General features: G+C 60.3%; 21 protein-coding genes. 11 read left to right on the top strand and 10 right to left on the bottom strand.

The features are described from left to right. Nucleotides 1-81 precede the first annotated feature (81 nt). The 6 genes from mmsA to FHT86_RS01535 all read left to right on the top strand — a co-directional run bounded on the left by mmsA (nucleotide 82) and on the right by FHT86_RS01535 (nucleotide 7,912). Nucleotides 82-1,617, top strand: a complete 1,536-nt coding sequence (gene mmsA, locus FHT86_RS01510) for a multiple monosaccharide ABC transporter ATP-binding protein (protein ID WP_133705104.1) — start codon at nucleotides 82-84, stop codon at nucleotides 1,615-1,617. After that, nucleotides 1,617-2,828, top strand: a complete 1,212-nt coding sequence (mmsB, locus tag FHT86_RS01515) for a multiple monosaccharide ABC transporter permease (RefSeq protein WP_133705105.1) — start codon at nucleotides 1,617-1,619, stop codon at nucleotides 2,826-2,828. The genes mmsA and mmsB overlap by 1 nt, the downstream gene beginning before the upstream one ends. Nucleotides 2,829-2,947: 119 nt before the next feature. Further along, a complete protein-coding gene (gene araD1 / locus FHT86_RS01520) occupies nucleotides 2,948-3,946 on the top strand; it encodes an AraD1 family protein (RefSeq protein ID WP_133705106.1) in 999 nt (332 codons plus the stop codon). 65 nt (nucleotides 3,947-4,011) lie between these two features. Next, on the top strand, nucleotides 4,012-5,445 hold the full coding sequence (locus FHT86_RS01525) for an aldehyde dehydrogenase family protein (RefSeq protein WP_133705107.1): 1,434 nt from the start codon (nucleotides 4,012-4,014) through the stop codon (nucleotides 5,443-5,445). A 63-nt stretch (nucleotides 5,446-5,508) separates the two neighbouring features. Then, complete coding sequence (gene araD, locus FHT86_RS01530; protein WP_133705108.1) at nucleotides 5,509-7,254, top strand: L-arabinonate dehydratase; 1,746 nt, start codon at nucleotides 5,509-5,511, stop codon at nucleotides 7,252-7,254. 181 nt (nucleotides 7,255-7,435) lie between these two features. Continuing rightward, nucleotides 7,436-7,912, top strand: a complete 477-nt coding sequence (locus FHT86_RS01535; RefSeq protein ID WP_133705109.1) for a cupin domain-containing protein — start codon at nucleotides 7,436-7,438, stop codon at nucleotides 7,910-7,912. 72 nt (nucleotides 7,913-7,984) lie between these two features. On the opposite strand, the gene FHT86_RS01540 is transcribed toward FHT86_RS01535, so the two are convergent. Continuing rightward, nucleotides 7,985-8,920: a LysR family transcriptional regulator gene (locus FHT86_RS01540; RefSeq protein ID WP_133705110.1), complete on the bottom strand. Its 936-nt coding sequence runs from the start codon at nucleotides 8,918-8,920 to the stop codon at nucleotides 7,985-7,987. Between the two features lie 133 nt (nucleotides 8,921-9,053). Here FHT86_RS01540 and FHT86_RS01545 point away from each other — a divergent pair, with 133 nt between their 5' ends. Then, nucleotides 9,054-10,472: an MFS transporter gene (locus FHT86_RS01545; RefSeq protein ID WP_133705111.1), complete on the top strand. Its 1,419-nt coding sequence runs from the start codon at nucleotides 9,054-9,056 to the stop codon at nucleotides 10,470-10,472. A gap of 77 nt (nucleotides 10,473-10,549) precedes the next feature. Here the strand turns inward: FHT86_RS01545 and FHT86_RS01550 are convergent, their stop codons facing one another. The 4 genes from FHT86_RS01550 to FHT86_RS01565 form a co-directional block, all read right to left on the bottom strand. Then, on the bottom strand, nucleotides 10,550-11,368 hold the full coding sequence (locus tag FHT86_RS01550; RefSeq protein ID WP_133705112.1) for a transglutaminase domain-containing protein: 819 nt from the start codon (nucleotides 11,366-11,368) through the stop codon (nucleotides 10,550-10,552). Between the two features lie 12 nt (nucleotides 11,369-11,380). Further along, nucleotides 11,381-12,322: an alpha-E domain-containing protein gene (locus FHT86_RS01555; protein ID WP_133705113.1), complete on the bottom strand. Its 942-nt coding sequence runs from the start codon at nucleotides 12,320-12,322 to the stop codon at nucleotides 11,381-11,383. A gap of 7 nt (nucleotides 12,323-12,329) precedes the next feature. Continuing rightward, nucleotides 12,330-13,739: a circularly permuted type 2 ATP-grasp protein gene (locus FHT86_RS01560; protein ID WP_133705114.1), complete on the bottom strand. Its 1,410-nt coding sequence runs from the start codon at nucleotides 13,737-13,739 to the stop codon at nucleotides 12,330-12,332. A 165-nt stretch (nucleotides 13,740-13,904) separates the two neighbouring features. Beyond that, nucleotides 13,905-14,141 carry a hypothetical protein gene (locus FHT86_RS01565; RefSeq protein WP_133705115.1) on the bottom strand — a complete coding sequence of 79 codons (237 nt, stop codon included), beginning with the start codon at nucleotides 14,139-14,141 and terminating at the stop codon, nucleotides 13,905-13,907. Here FHT86_RS01565 and FHT86_RS01570 point away from each other — a divergent pair. After that, the gene (locus tag FHT86_RS01570; protein ID WP_133705116.1) at nucleotides 14,140-15,033 is read left to right on the top strand and encodes a DMT family transporter; all 894 of its coding nucleotides are present in this window, start codon (nucleotides 14,140-14,142) and stop codon (nucleotides 15,031-15,033) included. The genes FHT86_RS01565 and FHT86_RS01570 overlap by 2 nt on opposite strands. A gap of 22 nt (nucleotides 15,034-15,055) precedes the next feature. Here the strand turns inward: FHT86_RS01570 and FHT86_RS01575 are convergent, their stop codons facing one another. From FHT86_RS01575 to FHT86_RS01590, 4 genes are all read right to left on the bottom strand, one after another. Beyond that, complete coding sequence (locus FHT86_RS01575) at nucleotides 15,056-15,934, bottom strand: DMT family transporter (protein WP_133705117.1); 879 nt, start codon at nucleotides 15,932-15,934, stop codon at nucleotides 15,056-15,058. Between the two features lie 384 nt (nucleotides 15,935-16,318). Continuing rightward, a complete protein-coding gene (locus FHT86_RS01580; RefSeq protein WP_133705118.1) occupies nucleotides 16,319-17,989 on the bottom strand; it encodes a DEAD/DEAH box helicase in 1,671 nt (556 codons plus the stop codon). A 372-nt stretch (nucleotides 17,990-18,361) separates the two neighbouring features. Further along, entirely contained in the window at nucleotides 18,362-18,655 is a 294-nt protein-coding gene (locus tag FHT86_RS01585) for a hypothetical protein (protein ID WP_133705119.1), read from the bottom strand. A gap of 144 nt (nucleotides 18,656-18,799) precedes the next feature. Then, the gene (locus FHT86_RS01590; protein WP_133705120.1) at nucleotides 18,800-20,386 is read right to left on the bottom strand and encodes a trimethylamine methyltransferase family protein; all 1,587 of its coding nucleotides are present in this window, start codon (nucleotides 20,384-20,386) and stop codon (nucleotides 18,800-18,802) included. Between the two features lie 214 nt (nucleotides 20,387-20,600). Here FHT86_RS01590 and FHT86_RS01595 point away from each other — a divergent pair, with 214 nt between their 5' ends. Further along, nucleotides 20,601-23,861, top strand: a complete 3,261-nt coding sequence (locus FHT86_RS01595; RefSeq protein WP_133705121.1) for a response regulator — start codon at nucleotides 20,601-20,603, stop codon at nucleotides 23,859-23,861. Here the strand turns inward: FHT86_RS01595 and mnmD are convergent. Beyond that, complete coding sequence (mnmD, locus tag FHT86_RS01600; protein WP_133705122.1) at nucleotides 23,858-24,589, bottom strand: tRNA (5-methylaminomethyl-2-thiouridine)(34)-methyltransferase MnmD; 732 nt, start codon at nucleotides 24,587-24,589, stop codon at nucleotides 23,858-23,860. The two genes, FHT86_RS01595 and mnmD, sit on opposite strands and share 4 nt — an antisense overlap. On the opposite strand from mnmD, the gene FHT86_RS01605 reads away from it, so the two are divergent. Beyond that, nucleotides 24,588-25,772: an NAD(P)/FAD-dependent oxidoreductase gene (locus FHT86_RS01605; RefSeq protein ID WP_133705123.1), complete on the top strand. Its 1,185-nt coding sequence runs from the start codon at nucleotides 24,588-24,590 to the stop codon at nucleotides 25,770-25,772. The genes mnmD and FHT86_RS01605 overlap by 2 nt on opposite strands. A gap of 105 nt (nucleotides 25,773-25,877) precedes the next feature. Next, complete coding sequence (locus FHT86_RS01610) at nucleotides 25,878-26,585, top strand: DUF1045 domain-containing protein (protein WP_133705124.1); 708 nt, start codon at nucleotides 25,878-25,880, stop codon at nucleotides 26,583-26,585. Nucleotides 26,586-26,619: the final 34 nt, after the last annotated feature.

Consider the following 26,619-nt stretch of genomic DNA (forward strand, 5'->3'; position numbering starts at 1 on the left):
CGCTGAAAGGCGGGCCCTGGCTCTGATATTTATGACGATCGCCCGGTCTGCTATGTTCGGCCGTGGCGTTGGATACGGACAATGGACAATACCATCCTCGAAATGCGGAGCATTACCAAGTCGTTCCCCGGCGTGAACGCTTTGGAAAATGTCAATCTGAAGGTCCGTCAGGGCGAAATCCACGCTTTGGTGGGTGAAAACGGGGCCGGCAAGTCCACCCTGATGAAGGTGCTCTCAGGTGTCTATCCGGCCGGCAGCTATGACGGCGACATCTTTTACGACGGCGCGGTTCGCCAGTTCAAGACCATCAAGGACTCGGAAGAAGTCGGCATCATCATCATCCATCAGGAGCTGGCGCTCGTGCCGCTTCTGTCGATTGCCGAAAACATCTTCCTGGGCAACGAGGTCGGCGCCAAAGGCGTGATCAACTGGCAGGAAACGTTCAACCGCACCAAGCAACTCCTCGCCAAGGTCGGCCTCAAGGAATCTCCGAACACGCTCGTGACCGACATCGGTGTCGGCAAGCAGCAGCTCGTCGAGATCGCCAAGGCCCTGTCGAAGAGCGTGAAGCTTCTCATTCTCGATGAGCCGACCGCATCGCTCAACGAAAGCGACTCCGACGCGCTGCTCAATCTCCTCATGGAGTTCCGCAATCAGGGCATTACCTCGATCATCATCACGCACAAGCTTAACGAAGTGCGCAAGGTGGCCGACGAGATCACGGTGCTGCGCGACGGGATGACGGTGAAGACGCTGAACTGTCATGAAGAAGCGATCAGCGAAGACATCATCATTCGAAACATGGTCGGCCGCGAACTCGCGGACCGCTACCCGCCGCGTTCGGTGCCGATCGGTGAGACGATCTTCGAAGTCAAGAACTGGAGCGCCTTTCACCAGCAGCATCGCGACCGCCAGGTGTTGCACGACATCAATATCAACGTCCGAAAGGGCGAAGTGGTTGGTATTGCCGGCCTGATGGGCGCCGGACGCACCGAGTTCGCCATGAGCGTCTTCGGCAAGTCCTATGGCCACAGAGTCAGCGGCGAGGTGTTGGTCGACGGCAAGCCGGTCGACGTCAGTACCGTGCGCAGGGCGATCGATGCGGGTCTTGCCTATGTCACCGAAGATCGCAAGCAGCTCGGCCTCGTCCTCAACGAAAGCATCCTGCACAATACGACGCTCGCCAACCTGTTCGGTATCTCCAAGGCGACCGTGATCGACGATATTCGTGAGCTGCAGGTCGCGACCAATTACCGTGCCAAGCTGCGTATCCGCAGCTCCGGTGTTTTCCAGGAGGCGGTCAATCTTTCCGGCGGCAACCAGCAGAAGGTGGTGCTGTCGAAGTGGCTGTTCTCCGATCCCGAGGTGCTGATCCTCGACGAGCCGACGCGAGGCATCGACGTCGGCGCCAAATACGAAATCTATTCCATCATCAACCAGCTTGCCGCCGACGGGAAGGGCGTTCTGATGATCTCATCGGAAATGCCTGAACTTCTCGGCACCTGCGACCGCATCTACGTGATGAACGAAGGACGGATGGTCGCCGAACTGCCGAAGGGAGAGGCGAGCCAGGAAACCATCATGCGCGCTATCATGCGCTCAGGGGAGAAGCACTAATGACTACGGCCAGCCCAGCCACCGAAGATACCAGCAACGTGGTTTCCATCGGCGAATATATCCGCAACAACATCCGGGAATACGGCATGCTGATCGCGCTGATTGCGATCATGGTGTTTTTCCAGATTTCGACCGGCGGCGTTCTCTTCAGGCCCCTGAACCTTACAAACCTGATCCTGCAGAATTCGTTCATCGTCATCGTGGCGCTCGGCATGTTGCTGGTGATCGTCGCGGGACACATCGATTTGTCTGTTGGTTCGATCGTCGGCTTTATCGGCGCGGTCGCGGCTATTCTCATTGCTCAATGGCATATGAATTATGTGCTGGCGACCCTGATCTGCCTCGCCTTGGGCGGTGCGGTCGGTGCTGCGCAGGGCTATTTCATAGCTTATCACCGCATTCCGTCCTTTATCGTGACGCTTGCCGGCATGCTGATCTTCCGCGGTTTGACCCTCTCGGTCATGACGGCTGCAGGCAGCGGCACGAGCATCGGCCCGTTCCCCCCGGACTATCAGCTGATCAGCACCGGATTCATCCCTGACTTCATCAACATGGGGACGATCCATTCGACATCGCTGCTGCTGTCGATCATCATCCCGGTCGTTCTCTTCGTTCTCGCCTGGCGCCGTCGTAAAGTGAACGAAAGCCATGGCATCGACGTCGAGCCTTTCGGCTTCTTTATGGCGCAGAACCTGCTGGTAAGTGCGGCGATCCTGTTTCTTGGCTATCTGCTGTCCACCTACAAGGGCCTGCCAAACGTTCTGATCCTTATGCTGGTGCTGATTGCGGGCTATGCCTTCGTTACCCGCCGCACGACCATCGGCCGCCGCATCTACGCCATGGGTGGCAATGAAAAGGCGACCAAGCTGTCGGGTATCAATACCCAGCGCCTGAGCTTCTACACCTTCATCAACATCGGCGTGCTTGCCGGTCTGGCTGGTATCATCGTCGCCACGCGCCTGAACTCGGCTACCGCCAAGGGCGGCACGGGTCTGGAACTCGACGTTATCGCGGCCTGCTTCATCGGCGGCGCATCGGCCTCCGGTGGCGTCGGCAAGATCACCGGTGCCGTCATCGGCGCGTTTATCATGGGCGTCATGAACAACGGCATGTCGCTGCACGGCCTAGGCACGGACTACCAACAGATGGTCAAGGGCGCGGTGCTGCTCGCCGCGGTCTTCCTCGACGTCTACAATAAGAACCGGGGCTGATCGCGTCTCGCGCGACCAGCCAACGATCTAAAACCAAATCCATGACAGAGTCCGGCTCTCGTTAAGAGCCGGAACGGTAGGTTGCATCCGCCCTCTGTCCATTAGGAAAGGATGAAAATATGCTCATTTCCCAGATCAAGGGTTCAAACGGCGAGATCGTCGTCGCCGTCCGCAACGGACCGGGCGCTGCTGCCAAGGCTGTTGTCAACGCGGGCAGTGTCTACGCGTTGGCGTTGGAAGCTGCCGATAGCGGCAAATCCCTCGTCTCCGTCATCGAGGCGCATGGGCTCGGAGAAGCGATCGATCTGGAAAAAGCCTATGCCGAAGGCCGTTTCCTGTCGCCGATCACGCATCCCGACGCGGCTCATTTGCATCTGACCGGCACCGGCCTGACGCATCTCGGTTCCGCTGCAACCCGCGATTCAATGCACAAGAAGGCAACTGAAGCGGCCGAAGAGACGCTGACGGACTCGATGAAGATGTTCAAGATGGGCATCGAAGGCGGCAAGCCGAAGGCCGGCGAGAAGGGTGTGCAGCCGGAATGGTTCTACAAGGGTAACGGCTATGGTGCGGCAGCACCCGGCGCGGCGCTCGTCTCTCCCTCGTTCGCGCTCGATGGCGGCGAGGAACCGGAGATGGCCGGCATCTACGTCATCGCCAAGGACGGCTCGCCCTTCCGCATCGGCTTTGCGCTGTCGAACGAATTTTCCGATCACGTTACCGAGCGGATCAACTATCTCTATCTCGCCCATTCCAAGCTGCGCCCGGCAAGCTTCGGTCCGGAAATCCGCATCGGTGCCGCACCCGAGGATATCCGGGGCACCTCGCGCATCAAGCGTGGCGACAAGGTGATTTTCGAAAAGCCGTTCCTTTCGGGCGAGGCGAACATGTCGCATACTTTCGCCAATCTCGAATACCACCACTTCAAGTACGGCCTGTTCCGCGTTCCCGGCGACGTGCATGTCCACATGTTCGGCACGGCGACGCTCTCCTTCGCGGATGGCATCAAGCCGGAAGCGGGCGATGTCTTCGAAATCGAAGTGGCAGACTTCGGTCTGCCGTTGCGCAATCCGCTTGCAGTTGCTGCCGAGGAGAATGTGGCGGTTCGCCAGCTCTAATATATCGAGGCCGGCTGCCCTGTGTGACCGGCCGTTTCCAAGAAGATCCAGGGAGGCATGAAGCCATGACCATTCATCAGAATCTGATCGCCGGCGAATGGACCGGCACGACCAGCGCCGAAAATATCAACCCATCTGATACCAACGAGGTTGTCGGTCTCTATGCCAGCGCTAGCGTCCAGGACGTAGCCGACGCCATTGCGGCGGCGAAGGCAGCTTTTCCCGCTTGGTCGCGTTCGGGCATTCTCGAGCGCCATACCATCCTGAAGAAGGCCGGCGACGAGATCATGGCGCGCAAGGATGAGCTCGGCGCGCTGCTCGCCCGCGAAGAGGGCAAGACGCTTCCGGAGGCGATCGGTGAAACGATCCGTGCCGCCCAGATCTTCGAATTCTTCGCCGGCGAGGCCCTGCGCCTGGCAGGCGAAGTGGTTCCTTCCGTACGTCCGAACATCGGTGTCGAGATCACCCGCGAGCCGCTCGGCGTCATCGGCATCATTACGCCCTGGAACTTCCCGATCGCCATTCCGGCCTGGAAGATCGCGCCAGCGCTCTGCTACGGCAATACCGTCGTCTTCAAGCCGGCCGATCTCGTGCCCGGCTGTTCCTGGGCGATCGTCGATATTCTCCACCGCGCCGGCCTGCCGAAGGGCGTGCTCAACCTGGTCATGGGCAAGGGCTCGGTCGTCGGCCAGGCGATGCTCGACAGCCCGGTTCTATCAGGCATCACCTTCACCGGCTCGGTCGGCACGGGAAAACGCGTCGCACTCGCCTCCGTCGAGCACGGCCGCAAGTATCAGCTCGAAATGGGCGGCAAGAACCCGATGGTCGTGCTTGACGATGCCGACCTGACGGTTGCCGTCGAAGCCGCGGCCAATTCCGCTTTCTTCTCGACCGGCCAGCGCTGCACGGCCTCGTCGCGCCTGATCGTCACCGAGGGCATCCACGACAGGTTCGTGGCGGCTCTGACCGAGAAGCTGAAGACGCTGAATGTCGACAACGCCGTCAAGGCCGGCACGCATATCGGTCCGGTGGTCGACGCCAGGCAATTGAAGACCGACACCGACTACATCGAGATCGGTAAACAAGAAGGCGCCAAGCTCGCCTTCGGTGGCGAACTCGTCAGCCGCGAAACGCCCGGCTTCTATCTGCAGCCGACGCTGTTCACCGAAGCGACGAACCAGATGCGCATCAGCCGCGAAGAGATCTTTGGGCCGGTCGCCTCAGTCATCAGGGTAAAGGATTACGAAGAGGCGCTGGCAACCGCTAACGACACGCCGTTCGGCCTGTCTTCCGGTATTGCCACGACCAGCCTGAAGCATGCGACGCATTTCAAGCGCAATGCCGAAGCCGGCATGGTGATGGTGAACCTGCCGACGGCGGGCGTCGATTTCCATGTGCCCTTCGGGGGCCGCAAGGGTTCGTCTTTCGGCCCGCGCGAACAGGGCAAATACGCCGCCGAATTCTTCACCACGGTCAAGACGGCGTACACACTGGCCTGACCATCGATTTCAAGGTCCAGGCTCACACGAGGTTGCTTGGACAACTCAAAAGGTATTGAGACTATGAAGAAGAAAGCAGAATGGCCGCGCAAATTGCGCTCTTACGATTGGTTCGGCGGCACCGGTAAGAACGCAATCATGCATCGTTCCTGGATGAAGAACCAGGGCTTGCCGGCCGACACGTTCGATGGCCGGCCGATCATCGGTATCTGTAATACCTGGTCGGAGCTGACGCCCTGCAATGCGCATCTGCGCGACCTTGCCGAGCGCGTGAAGCGCGGCGTATACGAAGCGGGCGGCTTCCCGGTGGAATTCCCGGTTTTCTCGACCGGCGAAAGCACACTGCGCCCCACGGCGATGATGTTCCGCAATCTCGCCGCCATGGACGTCGAAGAGGCGATCCGCGGCAATCCTGTCGACGGTGTCGTGCTGCTCGGCGGCTGCGACAAGACCACCCCAAGCCTTTTGATGGGCGCGGCTTCCGTCGACATCCCGGTCATCCTCGTTTCCGGCGGCCCAATGCTGAATGGCAAGTGGCGGGGCAAGGATGTCGGTTCCGGCACAGCGGTCTGGCAGTTCTCGGAAATGGTCAAGTCCGGCGAGATGACGCTGGAAGAGTTCATGGACGCGGAGCAGGGCATGGCCCGCTCGGCCGGTAGCTGTATGACCATGGGTACCGCCTCGACCATGGCGTCGATGGCCGAAGCGCTCGGCATGACCTTGCCGGGCAACGCCGCCATCCCCGCTGTCGATGCCCGCCGCCGCGTGATCTCGCAGCTTTCCGGCCGCCGCATCGTCGACATGGTCAAGGAAGACCTGAAGCCCTCCGATATCCTGACCAAGGAAGCCTTCGAAAACGCCATCCGCGTCAACGGTGCGGTCGGCGGTTCGACCAATGCCGTGTTGCATCTCTTGGCGCTTGCCGGCCGCGTGGGCGTCGATCTGTCGCTCGATGATTGGGATCGCCTTGGCCGCGAAGTGCCGACCATCGTCAACCTCCAGCCTTCCGGCAAATATTTGATGGAAGAGTTCTATTATGCTGGTGGCCTGCCTGTCGTCATCAAGGCGGTCGGCGACATGGGACTGCTGCACAAGGATGCGATCACCGTCACCGGCGACAGCATCTGGGCCGGCGTCAAGGATGTCGTCAACTACAATGAGGACGTCATCGTTTCGCGCGAAAAGGCGCTGACGCAGTCGGGCGGCATCGCGGTTCTGCGCGGTAACCTGGCCCCGAAGGGCGCCGTTCTCAAGCCGTCAGCTGCTTCGCCGCATCTGATGCAGCACAAAGGCCGCGCCGTCGTCTTCGAAAGCATCGAGGATTACCACGCCCGCATCAACCGCGATGATCTCGACATCGACGAGAACTGCATCATGGTGCTGAAGTATTGCGGCCCGAAGGGTTATCCGGGCATGGCCGAAGTCGGCAACATGGGCTTGCCGCCCAAGGTGCTGAAGAAGGGCATCACCGACATGATCCGCATCTCGGATGCCCGCATGTCGGGCACGGCCTACGGCACCGTCATCCTGCACACGGCCCCGGAAGCTGCCGATGGCGGGCCTCTGGCGCTGGTTCAGAATGGCGATATCATCTCGGTCGACGTGCCGGCCCGCACGATTCAGCTCGAAGTCTCCGACGAAGAACTGGCCAAGCGCCGCGCTGCATGGGTTTCCCCGGTCAAGCCGCTCACCGGCGGCTACGGCGGCCTCTACGTCAAGACCGTCATGCAGGCCGACACCGGCGCCGACCTGGACTTCCTGGTTGGCTCACGCGGCTCCGAGATCCCGATGAATCGCGACAGCCACTGAGATTGTTGCTTGGAATTGGGAAAGGGCGGGACGAGAGTTCCGCCCTTTTTCGTAGGTCGCTGTCGTTCGGCAGGTATACGGCGTGTGTCGGGGCACGTTTCCGGCCGCACTGCTTTGATCAGCAGTTCATGATATAATTCTCTCCGGATTGCATCTTTAGTCCGACATCCGGGGGATCACCATGTCAGCCCTGCAGGCCGATACCTATCATCTCTTTGGCAATCTTTTTCGCTTTCATGCTCACAGCCTCGACACGGGTGGGGCTTATTGCCTTGTCGAGACGCTGACGGCACCGGGGGCGGGTGCGCCGCCGAACAGGCATCCCGATGACGATGAGGCATTTTATGTTCTGGACGGCCTGTTCGAATTCATGGTCGACGGCGAAACGGTCCAGGCGCGGACGGGTAGCTTCGTGAAGATACCGACCGGCGCCATTCACGCGTTCCGCAATATCGGTCCGGCGCCGGGACGGCTTCTGATCATCAATGCGCCCGGCCGCGTTCACGACGGCTTCTTCACGGAAGCGGGCGAGGCAATGCCCATAGGCACCAGCGATCTGCCGCCGCCAAGCGGAGAGCCGCTGGATATTTCGCGTGTGGTTGAGATCGGGCGGCGCAACGGGTTAGAATTCCTTTTGCCCAGTGGCGAGGCGCGTTGAGGAGGCACAGAGCCGCACCAGACCAGCATTGCCGCAGTTATGAGTTTGCAGGATTACTCAACCGCGGGACTTTCAGACTCGCGATGAGTGATCGACTGATCGGCGCTCGGCTCCAAACCGCTCGACAACGAAATCGACGAAGCTGCGCAGTTTTGGCAGCATGCGCCGGTCGCTCAGATACACGAGATTCAACGGCCGAATCGGATGATCGTAGTCAGGCAGAAGACGAACAAGGTGGCCTGCTTGGAGGTCATTCGATAGCATGATCTCAGGCAGCATGACGATACCCATCCCGGCGAGCGCGGCGCGACGCAGTCCTTCGGCGCTGTCGATGCGCAGACGCGGGGCAAAAGGGATGGTGATCCGACCGCCTGGCCCAGCTATGCGCCATACAGCCTCCGTCGAACGCCATTCCGAGCGCGATGAGAAATTGTAGGCCAAGCAATCGTGTCGGCTGAAATCCTCCGGTCGCTGCGGCCTGCCGCGCTCCGCCAGATATTGCGGAGCGGCGCATAGGATGAGTTGATACGGCGCCAACGGCCTAGCGACCAGATCCGCATCGCGCACATTGCCAATGCGGATAGCGGCCTCGAATCCATCCTCGGCCAAGTCGACCACCGTATCGGTGATAACGATGTCGAGCTCTACCTTTGGATAGCGCGCTGCATAGTCGGCAATCGCCGGCATGAGCTGCTCTGTACCGAATGTGACCGGCGCCGTAATTCGCAAGAGCCCCTTCGGCACCGACTGCGCCTCGAGGGCCAAGGCCTCGGCGCCACGAACGAGTTCGAGAATCTCCACGCAGCGTTGATAATAACTCTTCCCGAAGTCGGTCAGGTTCTGCCGCCGCGTTGTACGGTTCAGAAGCCGTGCGCCGAGCCGATTTTCCAGTGCATGCAGGTGATTGCCGACCATGGTCGGTGATAGATCGCAATCCGCCGCTGCGGCCGTCAGGCTGCCTTTGTCGACGATGCGGACGAAAAGATCCATCGCTCGGAAGATGTCCATTACCAATATTTCCTAGGTAGTGATGCGAGAAGCTGCCAGTTTATCAAATTTCCTTCCAGCAATACATAAAGCTCTACAGCGACGTTCTCACGCGGAACGTGCGTGTCCGAATGTCGTTTGGGAGCCACTCCGCATGAAAAATTCCAATGCCAAGACAGGCGCGTCGCCGCGCCTGACCCTGATCGCGACGAGCCTCGGCTTTGTCCTGATCATCCTCGATGTCACCGTGGTAAACGTCGCCGTGGAACGGATCGAAGTGTCGCTCCACGCTGGCGTGACTGGCTTGCAATGGGTCATCAATGCCTACGCGCTGTTGTTTGCGAGCCTCCTGCCGTCAGCCGGCACGTTCAGTGATCGCTTCGGCGCAAAACGCGTATTCGCGACAGGTCTTGTTCTCTTCACAACCGCCTCGCTCATCTGCGGCATGTCGACAAACCTTGGCATGCTGATTGCTGGCCGGATCGCGCAGGGCATAGGCGCGGCGTTCTGCGTGCCGTCTTCGCTGGCGCTCCTTAATGCCAGTTTTCCCAATGCAGCATCGCGCGCGCGAGCCGTAGGCATATGGGCTGGCGCCGGCGGCCTCGGGCTTGCGGCTGGTCCCGTCGTCGGTGGCGTAGTGGTCGATCAATTCGGCTGGCCGACCATTTTCTTTCTCAACCTGCCATTGGGTCTCATCGGTCTGTGGTTGACCATTGTTCACGCGCCATCAGGTTCGAAGGTGCCAGACCGAAGCCTTGATCTGATCGGCCAAGCGCTCGCGATCGTTGCCCTGGCTGCGCTGACTTTTGGCTTCATCGAAAGTGGCGAACTCGGATGGACGTCTCCTGCAGTCCTCGCGGGCTTCGCTTGTTCTATCGTTGCCGCAACATCATTCCTGTTAGTCGAGGCGCGCAGCGCTGATCCTATGCTGCCGCTGTCGTTGTTTGCGACGCCGGCAGTGGGAGCTGCGTGCCTGGTCGGGCTGTTGAGCAATTTCGCCTATTACGGATTGATGTTCGTGCTCAGTCTGTTCTTCCAGGTGGTGAAGGGCTTTTCTCCGCTCGCGACGGGACTGGCGTTTCTGCCGATGACGGCGCTCGTGACTGTCGCCAGTCTGGTGGCGGGTTGGCTCACTGCACGCTTCGGGCCGAGGCTGCCCATGGCGATCGGACAGGCCCTCGCAGGCTGCGGCTATCTTGCTCTTGCTGGCCTTGCCGACGCTGCGACGCCCTACGGCATTCTGGTGGGTCCGATGTTAGCGGCTGGGATCGGTGTTGCGCTTACCGTGCCGTCGATGACTACCGCGGTTCTCGCCAACGTGCAGCGCCAGCATGGCGGCGTTGCATCCGGTGCTCTCAATGCCGCCCGTCAAATAGGTGGTGTGATCGGTGTCGGTGTATTCGGCTCCTTGGTGGCGGGCGGATCGGACGATCTTCCGAGTGGCATGCACGTCGCGCTCCTCATTGCAGGGCTTGCATTGATGATCGGCTGCCTTATCAGCATCGTCGGAGTGAGGCGATCGCGCGCGCAAGAGTCCTGCTCGTCAGTAATCGCGGCGCAGGCTTGTGAATAAAGCCGCCAAGCCACCCGTCAGAGCCGTGCAATCCCTGGCGGAGCTTTTCTTTGAAAAATCTCGCTTTTGCCTGGTTGTCAGCTCTGGCTCTGGCTTTGGCCCTGGCTCGCGACCGTCACTTTGACCGAGAGGCTTTCGCCCGGCGTGCCGACGCGCATGCCGGAGACGGGGGCCGCGTCGCGGTAGCAGAGGCCGGTGGCGATGCGAACGTAGCGCGCGTCGGGGCAGACGTCGTTAGCCGGGTCGAAACCGACCCAGCCAAGACCGGGAATATGCGCTTCGGCCCAGGCATGCGTGGCGGCCTGCTCGGTCGTGCCTTCCATCAACAGATAGCCGGATATATAGCGGGCCGGGATCTGCAGCGCGCGGGCGCCGGCAATGAAGATATGGGCGTGGTCCTGGCAAACACCGCTCTTCTTTTCCAGCGCCTGTTCGGCGGTTGTTTCCGTGTCGCTGGTGCCGGGCTTGTATTCCACGGTCTGATGGATCGCGCCCATCAGTGCATGCATCTTGCCGAGTTCGTTGTCGCCGGAAAGGTTGCGCAACAGTTCCTTCGCCAGCTTGCCGGCCTTGGTGCGCGGCGTCTCCCGCAGGAAGAGCCAGAGCGGAGTGAAGCCGCTATGCTGGCCAATCACGCCGTTGAGGTCCTGCGTTTCGATTTCGCCGGTGGCGACGATCCGGGTTGCTTCCTGTTCGCCGTCCAGCGATACCAGCGTTACGCGATTGGCGAACTGGTCTTCATATTCCACCTCCGGATGAGCGCCCTCGACCGTGAGCTTCCAGTCGAGGACAGTCTGGCCAGGACCGGTGAGCGGCGTGAGCCGCAGGCGCTGCAATGAAAATTGCGCCGGTTCGTCGTAGCGGTATTCGGTGGTATGGCTGATCGTCAGTCTCATAGTGTGATCCGCTTACTGATAGAACCGGTAGCCGTCAGAGATTTCCGCGCCGAGCTTGTTGTTGCGCGAAACGAAATCCTCCAGGAATTCGTGCAGTCCCTGATCCATGATGTTCTTGATCGTGAGTGTCTGCAGCATCTTGCGAATAGAATCGGCCGTCTCATGCGCCGGCAGCCGCTGGTCGTATTCGGCTCCGAGATAGCTGATATTGCTGACAATCTTTTCGTAACAATAGGCAAGCGAACGCGGCATCTGGCCGTTGAGGATCAGGAAATCGGCAATATTGGCCGGCTTGTATTCCGGATCGTATGCCCATTTATAGGCGCGATGGGCGGAGACAGAGCGCAGGATCGATTCCCATTGCGCATTGTCGAGCGAGGAGCCGACATGCGAGATCGACGGCAGCAGGACGTAGTATTTCACGTCGAGAATGCGCGCCGTATTGTCGGCGCGTTCGATGAAGGTGCCGATGCGGGCGAAGTTGTAAAGCTCGTTGCGCAGCATCGAACCGTGAAACGCGCCACGGATCAGTCCGGCGCGGCGTTTGATGACCTCGATCATCTCCGGCACCTCGGCGGTCCTCAGGCGCTTGCCGAGCAATGTCTTCAGCTCGATCCAGCATTCATTGGTCGCTTCCCAGGTGTCGCGGGTCAGCGCCGTGCGCACCATGCGGGCATTGTTCCGGCCGTAATCGATGCAGGACATTACGCTCGACGGATTGGAGCGGTCGCGCATCAGATAGTCGATTGCGTCGGCGCCGGTCAGTTTGCCATGCACTTCGTCATAGGCTTCGCGCACACCGGCGCTTTGCAACACGCCGTCCCAATCGTCTTCGACCGCGCCGCTGCGGGTCAGCGACATGCGTTGGCCGGCATCGACCAGGCGGGCTATGTTTTCGGCGCGCTCGATGTAACGGAACATCCAGTAGAGGCCATTCGCGGTTCTTCCAAGCATGTCCGTGTCAGTCCTCCAGAACCCAGGTATCTTTTGTGCCGCCGCCCTGGCTGGAGTTGACCACCAGCGAGCCTTCCTTCAGCGCGACGCGGGTGAGGCCCCCGGGGATGATCCGCACCTTATCGGAAACGAGGACGTAGGGGCGCAGATCGACGTGGCGAGGTGCTATACCCTTGTTGACCAGGATCGGCACGGTCGACAGAGACAAGGTTGGTTGAGCGATATAATTGTTCGGCTTGGTTTTCAGCTTCTCGGCGAATTCCGTCCGCTCCTTCTTCGAGGCGGTTGGCCCAACCAGCATGCCGTAGCCGCCCGAGCCATGCACTTCCTTGACGACGAGATCGGCCAGGTTTTCCAGCACATATTTCAGGCTGTCCGGCTCGGAACAACGCCAGGTCGGCACGTTCTCGAGGATAGGCTTGCGGCCGGTGTAGAATTCGACGATCTCCGGCATGTAGGAGTAGATCGCCTTGTCGTCGGAGATGCCGGTGCCGGGCGCATTGGCGATGGTGATGTGGCCGGCTCGATAGACGTCCATGATGCCCGGGATGCCGAGCGCCGAATCCGGACGGAAGGTGAGGGGGTCAAGGAAGTCATCGTCCACGCGACGGTAGAGCACGTCGATCGCCTCATAACCGCGCGTGGTGCGCATCTTCACCTTGCCGTCGATGACGCGCAGGTCCGAGCCTTCGACCAACTCAACGCCCATCATGTCGGCAAGGAAGGAATGCTCGTAATAGGCGGAGTTGTAGATGCCGGGGGTCAGAACGGCGACGCGCGGCTTGCCGGTGCAGCCGGGAGGGGCAAGCGATGCGAGGCTCTGGCGCAGCAGCAGCGGATAGTCCTCGACGCGCTGCACCTTGTTCTGATGGAACAGCTCCGGGAACATCTGCATCATGGTCTCCCGGTTTTCCAGCATGTAGCTGACCCCGGAAGGCGTGCGAGCATTGTCTTCCAGCACGTAGAACTGGTCCTCGCCTGTGCGAACGATATCGGTGCCGACGATGTGGGTGTAGACGCCACCAGGGGGCCGGAAGCCGATCATCTCCGGCAGGAAGGCGTCGTTCTTCTCGATTAACTCGCGCGGGATGCGGCCGGCGCGGATGATTTCCTGCTTGTGGTAGATGTCGTCGAGGAACGCGTTGAGCGCGATGACCCGCTGCTCGATGCCCTGGGCGAGCTTGCGCCATTCACGGCCGGAAATGATGCGGGGGATGATGTCGAAGGGAATGAGTTTCTCGGCAGAGTCCGCATGTCCATAGACTGCGAAGGTAATACCGGTCTTTCGGAAGATGTTTTCCGCATCGCGGGATTTGGCAATTAGATGGCCCCTGTCCTGGCCGGAGTACCACTCAAAGTATTTTTCGTAAGGCGCGCGCGGACTTTCATCCGCAGTTATCATTTCATCAAATGCCAAAGGTGCGGTCCCCGTGTTTTTTCTCATTTGAATACAACAGTTTTGACAATGCAAGAAGTATGCGCGTTTCAATGCACGAATTTCAGAGCTGCCCAAAGTGCCGGATTTCCAGGCATTTTGGGTCGCTGCACCGGTAAATGAAAGACTACCGCCATTGGGCTGCGATCAAAATTTACGCATTTGCTTATTTTTGTTGTCGAGGTGGCTGCGGCATGCCTGATCTCCCTGAACCCAGCGGTCGGGAAACCGACGTGAAGAAAAATTGATGGTTGTTTTCAGCTGTTCGATTTTGACGCTCCGACCGTCTTCGGCTATCAGCGGCTGCAGCTTGCGCAAGTGACGTTCCGGTTTCAATTCAGGCCCGGTTCGAGCGTGCAAATCAATTTCAGTCTGAGCCTCCATGTCCCTCGACACTTTCGCGCCGGCGATCTTCGTTTTTCTCTGGTCCACAGGCTGGATCGTTGCGAAATATGCGGCGATGCACTCGGGTCCGTTCACCTTTCTTGTGATGCGCTACAGCCTTTCCGCGCTCGCTTTCGTCCTGTTTTGCGCTTTTACCGGTGCGAAATGGCCGCGCGATTGGTCCAGCGTCTTCCGCGCGATTTATTCCGGCATCTTTCTGCACGGGTTTTATCTCGGCGGTCTTTGGTGGGCGATCGCCAGCGGTGTACCTGCGGGGATTTCGGGCATCATCGCTGCCCTGCAGCCGCTAATGACGGCGATGGCTGCGCCTTATCTGGTCGGCGAGCGCCTGCAGCCGGTGCAGCGGATTGGTCTGGTGCTTGGCTTCATCGGCATCGCGATTGCCATTTCGCCGAAGCTTTTGACATCGGATGCCGCCAATCTCTGGCAATCGGCGATCCCGCTCGGCGTCAATCTGTTGGCGATGGTCTCGGTGACATACGGCACGCTTTATCAGAAGCGTCACCTGCAGACCGGCGACCTCCGCACCATCGCGACGCTGCAATATGTCGGCGCGCTCATCGTGACTGCGCCCCTGGCGCTGACGTTCGAGGACCTGCATTTCGACGGCACGCACGAGGCGATCCTTGCCCTCATCTGGTCGGTCTTCGGCTTGTCGATGGGTGCGGTCGGCCTGCTGCTCTACCTTATCCGCCGAGGGCAGGTGTCGCGCGCTGCTTCGCTGATCTATCTGATGCCGCCCGCCGTCGCCATCGAAGCAGCGATCGCTTTCGGCGAGCCGCTGACCCTGCCGATCATTATCGGCACGGCGGTCGTGGTGATCGGCGTCTACTTGACCAATCGGCGCACGGCGGATGTGGTGCCGGAATAGGGCAGGCGGCGGCATCCGCCGATCAGCGGCGAAATAATCTGCCGTCCACGACAAGCAGGCTGGAAACGATCAAGGCCAGTCCGGCGAATTCATAAGACTCAAGCCGCTCACCAAGAAAGGCCGTGCCCAGCATGATCGCGCTGGCTGGCACCAGCAGCGTCACGAGGGATGCATTTGTCGCGCCGGCCGAGGCGATGATGTTGAAATAGAGAATGAAAGCGAATGCTGTCGTAAAAACTGCGAGAACGCCGACGGCCATCCAGATGGAAAGGCTCGAGCTCACGATGTCCTGGGGTCCGTAGAAAAGGAAGACAATCGGCACCATCAAAATGGTGGAGGCGGTGAGCTGGCCGGTTGCAACGACGGATGGTTTGATATCCTTGAATCGCTTGGCATAGACGACGGCAAGCGCATAAGAGATCGCAGCTCCGATGACCGCAAGCTTTGCCCATGTTGGCCCGCCGAGATCGGAGAGAAGGCCGGGGCCGATCATGACAGCCGCTCCAGCGATCCCAAGCCCTATTCCCGCGAGTTTTGCTGTCGAGAGTTTCTCGTCGGCCGTCAGCAGGTTCGCCGCCAGCATCGTCCAGAGAGGCGTTGTCGCATAAAGCACAGAAGCGAGACCCGCGCCGATTTTCGTTTGTCCAGTGAAGATCAGCGAGAACGGAATGACATTGTTGAGCAATGCAAGGCACAGGAATGAGCCAGCTCTTGCCAAGGCGGGAGAGAACGAAATGCCGCGCAACCGCAGCCACAGATGCAGGACAACTGCAGCGATCGATACGCGGTAGAGGACCAGCGCCAGCGGCGGAATTTCGGCGACGGCGATGCGGGCAAAGAAGAATGAGCCGCCCCAAAGGGCGCCGAGAAGCAAGAGTTGCCCCCAGTCGCTTGCCGACATCGACCGTGTCAATGCTGTCGTGTGCAACGTCTTGCCTTAAAGATCGGGAATTCTGCAAATATGCCGATATTCTACCTATGCAGAGGCCGATTTAGGCGGAACAACCATCCAAATGTTCTTAACCAACCGGAACCAGATTTTCGTGAGATCCCCGCAATTTCGAAATTGCTGCCATTTTGTCCTGGGAAACAATCCCAATGGGGGATTTCTACGGAAGGGCTTGGGCGAGCATAGGTCGTGGCAGAACCTGTCGGTCTAGGTCGGGACGACCGTCTGACGGATCGCACATCTGTGGGATGATCTTCTCGCTCTGGTGCAAGAACCCCATGGCTTCGCAGAATAGTCGCAAAAAAGGGGGCCGATTGGCCCCCTTTTTTCATTCAATCAAGCACGTTCGCGACGCTGACCACCGCCACCGCCATTGCGAGGGCCGCTGCGTTTCATGCCGCCGTTGCCGCCTTCGCGGTGTTCGCCGTGGGCGTGGCCTTGGCCGCGCTCCTCACTATGGCGGCCCGAGGGGCGGCCGTGAGCATGGCGGGGGCCGCGATGGGCGCCGGCTTCGTGGGATGCGCCATTGGCGTTTGCCGGGCCATTGTGATGAGGCTTCTTGGCCGGACGAAAATCGGACGTCGAAGCGAGATCGTTGTCTATTTCCGGGCGCGGCGTGCGCTCGTCGCGTCGCTGGCCGCGGAAGTCAGCATTGCGATTGTTTTCGCGCTGCGGACGATCGTCACGCGGGCGGCGTTCCTGGCGTTCGCCGCTACGAGCGCGGGCTTCGCCATTTTCGCCGTCACGCTGCGGACGGCCGGCGGGGCGACCCGAACGCCCTTCCGGACGCCCTTGACCTGCACCACCACGGCCTTGACCTTGGCCACCACGACCACCTGCGCGGTTGTTGCCGCGAGCCGGACGGCCACGGTCAGCCGGAGCTTCGCCACTCGCAACGGCGATTTCGATGCCCATCAGGCGCTCGATGTCGCGCAGCAGGCGGGCTTCATCCGGAGCGCAGAAGGCAATGGCAATGCCGTCGCGGCCGGCGCGCGCGGTGCGGCCGATGCGGTGGACGTAGGCATCCGGCACTTCCGGCAGGTCGTAGTTATAGACATGCGAAACGCCGGGGATGTCGATGCCGCGGGCAGCGACATCGGTTGCGACGAGAATGCGGACTTCGCCATCACGGAAGGCTCGCAAGGCGCGCTCGCGCTGGCCTTGGCTCTTGTTGCCGTGGATGGAAGCGACGGCAAAGCCGACATGATCGAGATGCTTCATCAGCTTCTCTGCGCCGTGCTTGGTGCGCAGGAAAACCATGGCGCGGCCATCCGGATTTGCGGAAATCGTTTCCTTCAGGATCTCGGTCTTGTGGTTCTGTCCGGATACGAAGTGGACATATTGCTCCACCTTGTCGGCGGCCTTGCCAGGAGGCGAGACTTCGACCTTGACCGGATCGGTCAGGTATTCGGAAGCGAGATCGGCGATCGTCTTCGGCATGGTGGCCGAGAACAGCATGGTCTGGCGCTTGGCCGGGACGAGCTTGGAGATCTTGCGCAGGTCATGGATAAAGCCGAGGTCGAGCATCTGGTCGGCCTCGTCGAGGACGAGATAGCTGACCTGGCCGAGCGACAGGGCGCGGCGGCTGATGAGATCGAGCAGGCGGCCGGGGGTGGCGACGAGGATGTCGGTCCCGCGTTCCAGCTGGAGTTGCTGCTTGTTGATCGAGGCGCCGCCGACGACGACATTGATCTTCAGCGGCGTCTTGCGGACGAAGAGTTTCAGGTTATCAGCGATCTGGTTGACCAGTTCGCGGGTCGGGGCGAGGATCAGCGTGCGGACCGTGCGGTTGTCGGGGCGCTTGGCATCCTTCAACAGCATCTCGATGATTGGCAGGCCGAAAGCGGCTGTTTTGCCGGTGCCGGTCTGGGCGAGGCCGATGAGATCGCGGCCCTGAAGAACAAGCGGAATAGCCTGTGCCTGGATGGGCGTCGGCGTCGCGAAGTTGTTTTGCGACAGCGTATCGACGATCTGCTTGGAGAGACCAAGCGAGTGAAAATCGGTCAATTCAATACCTTTCGGGGCGCCAAAGCAAATAGGCCGGGTCGCACCATGCGGTCCGGTCTCTCTCTGGCGTCAAGAACCCCGCGTGAAGTGGGAACTTGTTAGTTGGAAAAAGCTTTCCAGCGCGTCCGACCGCCTTGGGGTGCGGTCTCATTTTAAAAGCGCTTTTGTCCTTCTCTTGCGTACGTCTAGTCCCGCAGGGCACGCTCACGCGGCGGCCGGAAGGTGAAAGCTGAGGCGCATTTGGTCTTATTCACCGCCAAAGTCAAGGGGTATCACCGAAAGCTTGTTCGCGGATGCAACAAAAACGCCGCCGGGAGCCGGCGGCGCTGTCAATTCAGGCATGGCATCACTGGAAGCGATGCGCTTCAAGCCTTAACGGCAAACTTCTACGCGGTGCGGGTGGCCCCAGCGGTCGCGGTGCCAACCCCAGGTGCAGTGATGGTGCGGACGCCAGTAAACGGGCTCGTAGGCCGGGCCATAGTAATAAGCCGGATAAGCCGGTCGGACGGCTTCGGCAGCGAGTGCGCCGCCAACGGCGCCGGCAGCGAGGCCGCCCCAGAAGGCGCCGCGCTCGGAAGCGCTTGCCGAAGTGGTGGTTGCGACAGCCGCGCCACCAAGGGTTAGCGCTATCAGGCCTGTCGCCATTACAGTGCGAAGCACGGACATTAAAATTCCTTTCCCTAACAAAAGGCCCCCAACTGAAGCCAGGACCGAAACTGGGCAGGAATCGAGGCGAAGTCGTGGCTAAATGAGAGGAGCCTCACATTAAATTTTTTTCATAATAGATGAGCAAAACTTGTTGATTTCACTCTAGAAATCAGTCGGAACGCCGCCTTCCTTTTTGCGCCTTGCAACGAAGGCGTCAAGCTCCTCCTCGATCGCTGGATCGAGCGGCGGGCGCTCGTAATGAGCGAGTGTTTCTTTGAAGACGCGGTTGGCATGATCATAGGTCGTCGGCCGGCCGGCTTCAGTCCAGGTCTCGTGATTGCGCCAGTCCGAAAGGATCGGCGAATAGAAGGCGGTTTCGTAGCGGGCGAGCGTATGCGCGGTGCCGAAATAGTGGCCGCCGGGGCCGACATCTCGCACGGCGTCAAGAGCCAGCGCGTCCTGGCTGACATCCAGCGGCGTCAGGAATTCGGCGACCATCTGCAGCATGTCGACATCGAGGATGAATTTCTCGAAGGAGGCGGTCAGCCCGCCTTCGCTCCAGCCAGCTGAATGCAGTACGAAGTTGCCGCCGCCCTGCGTCAGCGCCCAAAGCGATAGTGCCGATTCGTAGGCCGCCTGCGCGTCCAGCGTATTGGCGGCGTTGGTGTTGGAGGTGCGGTAGGGGATGCCGTAGCGGCGGGCGAGCTGGCCGCCACAGATGACCGCCTTCATATATTCGGGGGTGCCAAAGGCGGGCGCTCCGGTCTTCATGTCGACATTCGAGGTGAAGCCGCCATACATGACCGGCGCTCCCTTGCGCACCATCTGACTGAAGGCAATACCGCAGAGCGCTTCGGCATTCTGCTGCACCAGCGCGCCAGCGATGGTCACCGGCGCCATGGCGCCCGCCAGCGTGAAAGGCGTGATGATCACGACCTGACCTCGCGACGACATCTCGATAATGCCTTGCAGCATCGGCCCGTCGAGGCGCAGCGGTGAGGAGGAATTGATGACGGTGAAGAGCGAGGGCTCGCGCTCCATCTGTTCCATGCTGATACCGCGGCCGATGCGGGCGATCTCGATGGCGTCGAGATTGCGCTGCTTGCCGAGCGAATAGCAATGGAACGCCTTGTCGGTGAGCTTGACGATATCGGCGAGGCAGTCGAGATGGCGTACCGAGGCGTGGATATCGATGGGCTCCACCGGGTAGCCGCCGGTCATGTGGATGATGTCGTAGGATTGGGCAAGCTTGATCAGCTTGCGGAAGTCCTCCTGATTGCCGGCCCGCCTGCCACCTTCACGATCAGCGACAAAAGGTGCCGAGGCGACCTGGGCAAAGACGAGGTTCCTGCCGCCGATCTGAACGTTTCTGAGCGGATTACGGGCGTGCAGAGTGAAGGTCGAAGGGACTGAGGCGATCAGCTCCGTGATCATGCCGCGGTCGAAGCGGACGCGCTCCGTACCAGGCGCGATGACGGCGCCCGCGGCCTTCATGCGCTCGCGCGCTTCCGGCAGGATGATGTCCATGCCGATCTCTTCGAGAATGGTCAACGACGCCTCGTGAATGTCGTCGAGCGCTTCAGGCGACAGAAGTTCGGTGCGGGCGAGATTGTTGACGAGATTGAGATATTTCGCGCCGCTCGGCTTGCGGCTGCGCTCGGCGCCCCGACCCCCGGCTCGGCGGCGGCGCTCGACCGGAATGGTAGCGGTGTCAGTCTCGTGCAAGGCCGTGTTTCTATCGTCGCTCATAGTCTCGCTCCACCATTGTCCTGATGTGATTCTTGGCAGAGTTCGACGTCGAATGCTGCCGTCGTTTGCGACCTGGGAATGACTGTTCTGGGATAGTCAGTGGCCTGAACGCGACGTTCCACGCGCTGGTAATATGGTTAACGGCTTGTTAAAGCGATTTGTGATAAAGCATTGCTTCAGTAACCTATCGTGAGTGGTGAGAAGAGGGGTCCTGTTGAACTCGGACGGTGCACTGCTGGAGATGGCCTGTCGCCGGATCGCCGATCTGGATCAGCCGGCCTATGTCAAGAACAGCGATCTGCGATATGTCGCCGTCAACGAAGCCTATGCGCGCTTTTTTCGGCGCGATATCTCTGATTTCATCGGCAATCGCAGCCGCGATCTCTTCGACAGCGGCGAAGAGATCGACCGCGAAGACAAGGAGCGCCGGGCGTTGGTGTTCGGCTCCGAGGAGACGGCGCTATGCTTCGATCCCACGGGCAGTGACCGTTCGCGGGTGCAGATCGAAAGTTTTTCGCCCTCGCAAGACCGCTTCTACGTCTTCGGAATGTTTCTTGATTCGCCAGTTGTGCCTTCGCATTCGTCCTTGGCTCCGGGAGACCACGATATTCCGGGCAAAGGCGTCGATGAGATCGGACTTTATCGTACCATTCTCGAAGACCTGCCGGTTGCCGCTTTCGTGCGCGATGCCGGCCATCGGCTGATCTATTCCAACGAGGCCTATGCGGCCATCACGGGGCTCAGCCGCGCCGAGGCGCTGGGCAAGACAGAACACGAGATGTTCGAAAACGGCGCCGACGATTTCTTTGCGGAAAACGAGCGCGTGCTGAACGAAGGGCACGGGCTCGAATTCGAAGGCGAAGTGGTTGATCGGCTGCACGTGAAGCATCCGATCATGACGCGCGTCAACCGCGTCGTCACCTCGGACGGCAAGCGCTACGCCGTCGGATCCATGACCGATATTTCCGTTTTGAAGCTGCGCGAGACACAGTTGATCGAGGCGCAGGCGCAGGCGCAGGCATTGCATCAGGATCTGGAGAATATCCTGCGCTCAATGCCGATCGGCGTGATGATCCATGACGGCAACTATGATGTGGAATATACCAATGATGCCTTTTACGACATCTGGGGATTCCCGAAGGACGAGCGCTTCGAAGGCCGGCACTATCGCGATCTCGTTGCCAAGCATTTCGAGCTTGGCCGTTACGACGCCGATGCCGGCAGCATCGACGACGTCTATCAGGCGCGACTGGACGCCTTCCGCAACGCCGGACCGCATCTCCAGACCGAGATGAATTTTGCCGACGGTAAATCCGTCATCATGGATGCGCGCCGCATTTCGAACGGCCGCACGCTGATCGCCTATGCCGACATCTCCTCCGTGCGCCAGCAAGCCCGAGAGATCACCGAGGCGCGTGTTGCGCTGGAGCGCCTCGGCGAGCTGATGACAGACGCCACGCACGCCATGTCGCAAGGATTGCTGATCGTACAGGACGGCATCATCATGCTGGCGAGCGATGCATTGAAGGACATGCTGCGCGTTCCCGCAGATTATCTCGAGGTCGGCAAGCATTGGTCCATCGCCTTTGATCATTGCGCCGCGCGCGGCGATTTCGGCGACGAGCCGGAGGCGGTTCGCCTTGCCTGGGGCGAGAGCATGGCGGCGAACAAGCCGGTCTCGGCGGTGTTCCAGGTCGCCGGCGAGCGCTGGATGCAATTCGAAGCGACGATCAGCGAAAATCGCCGCTGGACCGTGGTTCTGACCGATGTCACCGAGATGAAGGAGCGCGAGGCCGAGCTGCAACTGCTGCTTTCCCGCAGCGAAGCCGCCGACCGCGCCAAATCCGAATTTCTCGCCAATATGAGCCATGAAATCCGTACGCCGATGAATGGTGTTCTCGGCATGGCGGAACTCCTGGCCAAGACCGATCTCGACGCCCGTCAGAAGACCTTCATCGATATCATCGTCAAGTCGGGCAATGCGCTGTTGACGATCATCAACGACATCCTGGATTTCTCGAAGATCGATGCTGGGCAGATGCGTCTGCGCAAGGCTGCCTTCGATCCGGCCGAGGCGGTTGAGGATGTCATGACACTCCTCTCGTCGCCGGCGGCGGAAAAGGATATCGAGCTGCTGGTGCGCACGACGCCCGATGTGCCGGCCATGGTGCTCGGCGATGCCGGCCGCTTCCGCCAGATCGTCACCAATCTCGTCGGCAATGCGATCAAATTCACCGAGCGCGGCCATGTGCTGGTCGAGGTGAACAGCCGGTCGATTGACAACGACGAGGTCATGTTAACGCTCCGTATCGAGGACACCGGTGTCGGCATTCCCGACGAGAAGCTCGATTCCATTTTCGAGAAGTTTTCGCAGGTCGATGCGTCCTCGACCCGCCGTCACGAGGGCACAGGTCTCGGCCTCGCCATTACCGCCGGGCTGGTCGATCTCTTCGGCGGCTATCTCGAAGTCGAAAGCGAATGGGGCAAGGGCTCGGTCTTCAGCGTACATCTGCCCGTGCCGCCGGCGGCCGTTCGCAATGAACCGCGCGCGGTGCCGGTCAATGTCAAAGGCGCCGGCATCCTGGTCGTCGACGACAACGAGATCAACCGGCGGATATTGACCGAGCAGTTGGCGCAATGGGGTTTTGACGGCTACGCCGCCGAAGACGGCAAGACGGGGCTCGCTATCCTCCATGCCGCTTTCGATATGGGTGTGCCGGTCGATGCCGTGATCCTCGATTACCACATGCCGGACATGAACGGAGATGACGTCGCGCGTGCCATCCGTGCCAATTCGCGCTTCGAAGGCGTCTCGCTGATCTTTCTGACATCCATGGATGTCGCCGGCAGCGACAAGGAATTCGCGGCGCTAAATGGTCAGGCGCATCTGATGAAACCCACTCGCGCCAATGTGCTGCGCAGCACCATCATCGATGTCGTGCGCACTGCGCGCCGGCAGCGGATGAACTGCGATGAGACCGCCTCCGCTCCGCAGTTGCCGATCGAGGCCGAAGCGGCCGCCGCAATCGATACCGTCGAACGCGAGGTGGCAGCGAAACCTGTCAGCGCCATCGATATCCTCGTCGCAGAGGATAACGAGGTCAACCAGATCGTCTTCACACAGATCTTGCAAGTCACAGGCCTGCGCTTCCTCGTGGTCCAGAATGGCCAGGAGGCCGTAGATGCCTGGCGTCAGCTTCGGCCATCGCTGATCATGATGGATGTCTCCATGCCGGTCATGAACGGCCACCAGGCGACCCGCATGATCCGGCAGTTGGAAGCGGAAGCCGGGCAGGGCTGGCACGTGCCGATCGTCGGCGTCACTGCGCATGCGCTCGAAGTCGACCGCGATATGTGCCTGGAGGCGGGCATGGACGATTACATGTCGAAACCGATCAGCCCCGAACTCCTGGAAGCCAAGGCCCGCCGCTGGCTCGGCGATGCTGCGCTTCAGAGCGAGCGTTCCAGCAACTAAGCCTGCCTCACGCCGCAGAGCATCTCGCGTTTTCCTGCAAATCCCTTACGTCGTTCGACCGTGAATCCTGCTGCCTGCAGGTTGCGGCGGACGAAGCCGGCGGCGGCGTAGGTGGCGAAGGTGCCGCCAGAGACTGTCTTGTCGTGGAGATGCTGCATCAGTTCCGGCGACCACATATCGACGTTTCGTGAAGGGGCGAAACCGTCAAGATACCAGGCGTCGAAGCCTGCTGCTGCTTGGCTCACGCCGTCGATCGCCGGGCCACAGACGACGCTGAGGCGCGTCTGGGCGTCGAGCGTGAGCGTAACGATGCCGCCCGGTACTTCTGGCCAAACAGCGACAAGCGCCTGACGCTCAGCATCGATTTCAGGCCAGCGTGACAACGCGCGATCGATCTCCTCGGAGCGCATCGGGTAAAGTTCGAAAGATATGAAGTGGAGTTTCGAATTCGATTGGCGATGTTGTCGCCATTGCCGCCAGGTCTCGCAAAAATTCAGGCCGGTGCCGAAGCCGAGTTCGCCGATCAGAAAGCTTTGTTGTTCATTCCAACGAGCGGGGAGGCCGTTGCCGGCAAGGAAGACATGGCCGCATTCCAGCCGCCCGTCGGTCTGGCAATAAAAATGGTCGCCAAAGGCGGTCGAATAGGGCATATCGCCGTCGCGCCATTCAAGCGCTTGGCTTGCATTGGCCTCAGCCGCTGGTGTCTGTTCGGAAACTGGGTCTGTCATGGGAAGAGCCGATAATCCTCCGGGGCTTGCCGGTCAATCGTCCGTCGAACTGCTGATCATCGGCGGCGGTATCATGGGCCTGTGGGCGGCGGTGCATGCGGAGCGCCTGGGCATCGAGGCGATGCTCGTCGATGCCGGTCGGCTGGGGCAGGGGGCAAGCGGCGGCGTTCTCGGTGCGCTGATGCCCTATATGCCGGATCGCTGGGACAACAAGAAGCAGTTTCAGCTCGAGGCGCTTGTTGCCTTGGAAACGGAAATCGCAGTCCTTGAAGCGGCGACCGGACTTTCGGCCGGCTATCGCCGCTCCAGTCGTCTCATTCCGTTACCGAGGCCGCACTTGCGCAAGATCGCTCTCGGTCACTCACGCGACGCCGAGACGAATTGGCGTCTCGGCGAGCACCGGTTCTATTGGCATGTCCTGGACTCGCCGCCCGCTAGCGGCTGGATCGAACCGGCCTCTGGCGAAAGCGGTTTCGTGCATGATACGCTCGCTGCACGCGTGGCGCCACGTTCGCTGATCGCGGTCCTTGCGTCATTCCTTCGTCAGGCGAAACATGTTCGGCTTGTCGAAGGACTGGACATCCAGAGCATCGATCCGGATCGCTGCGTTGCGGTGACCCCCGGAGGCGTTATCTGTTTCCACCGCTGCATTCTATCCGCCGGCCATCGCTCCTTTCCGATACTGGATGGATTGACGCCCGGTCGTCATTCTCCCCTCGGCCAGCCAGTCAAGGGGCAAGCGGCGTTACTGAAGGCGGATGTCGATGCCGGCCTGCCGGTGATTTTCCGTGACGGGCTCTATATCGTTCCGCATGAGGGCGGGTTGGTGGCGGTCGGCAGCACGAGCGAGAATCGCTTCGACGATCCGCTGTCGACGGATGATCAACTGGAAGACCTGCTCACCGCTGCGCGGATGATGACGCCGGCGCTGGCTGGTGCCGAGGTGATCGAACGCTGGGCCGGTTTGCGGCCGAAGGCGATCGATCGGGATCCCATGGTGGGAGCGCATCCGAACTATCCGCAGCTCATTGCGCTGACCGGCGGGTTCAAGGTCAGTTTCGGTCTGGCGCATCGCCTGGCCGAAGCTGCGGTCCGGGAGGCATTGGAAATTCCAAGTTCTTTCAAGTTGCCCCAAGGTTTCGCGCTTTCGAACCACATTACGGTAGCATCACATAAAACGTGAATATAAACCCGCTCGGGTCGTCAATCTGTCACGCAAATCACCTATCTCCTTGCCCATCGGCTTCCGGTTGGATCGGCCGGTTTGTCGCGCTCTGGAGGAGATTTTATGCGCTACGCCATTTGCTTCACGCCGTCTGCGAGCGATCCGCTGACGCTCGTGGCCGCAAATTGGCTCGGCCGCAATGTCTATTCCGGTGAGATGGTCGATCCGCCCGCCATTCGCGGGCTTGGTATTCATGAGATCGCCTTCCATACCGCCGTGCCGCGCCGCTATGGTTTTAACGGCACGTTGAAAGCGCCGTTTCGCCTGGCGGAGGATATGTCCGAGGCGACGTTGCTGCGCGACCTGATGCGTTTTTCCGGCACGGTAACGCCATTCGAGATTCCGCAGATGGAAGTTGCGCGCCTCGGCGGTACGTTCGGCCTGGTGCCGTCCGAGCCCTGTCAGCAAATGCATTTCCTGGCGGCGTCGCTGGTCCAGGCCTTCGATCACTATCGGGCACCCCTGACTGAAGCGGAAATCGAGCGCAGCGACCCCGATAGCCTGTCGGCCGCGCAATTCGCCAATCTGCATCGCTGGGGCCATCCACATGTCATGGATGAATTCCGCTTCCAGATGATGCTGACGGGCACGGTCACCCCCGCCGATCTGCCACGCATGGAGCGGGTGTTGCGCGATTTCTTCGAGCCGGCACTTACCGAGCCAGTGCCGGTATCGAATATCGCGCTGATGATGGAAGAGGGCACCGGCGGTCCGTTCCGGGTGCACTCTCTGCATCCAATGGGCAAGGTCAGCGCCCGCAAGATTGCCTAAGCGCTTATAAGCAAAAGGAAAGTGGGTTTCGCAC

The sequence above is a fragment of the Rhizobium sp. BK313 genome (genome assembly GCF_014193655.1).
Taxonomy (GTDB): Bacteria; Pseudomonadota; Alphaproteobacteria; order Rhizobiales; family Rhizobiaceae; genus Rhizobium.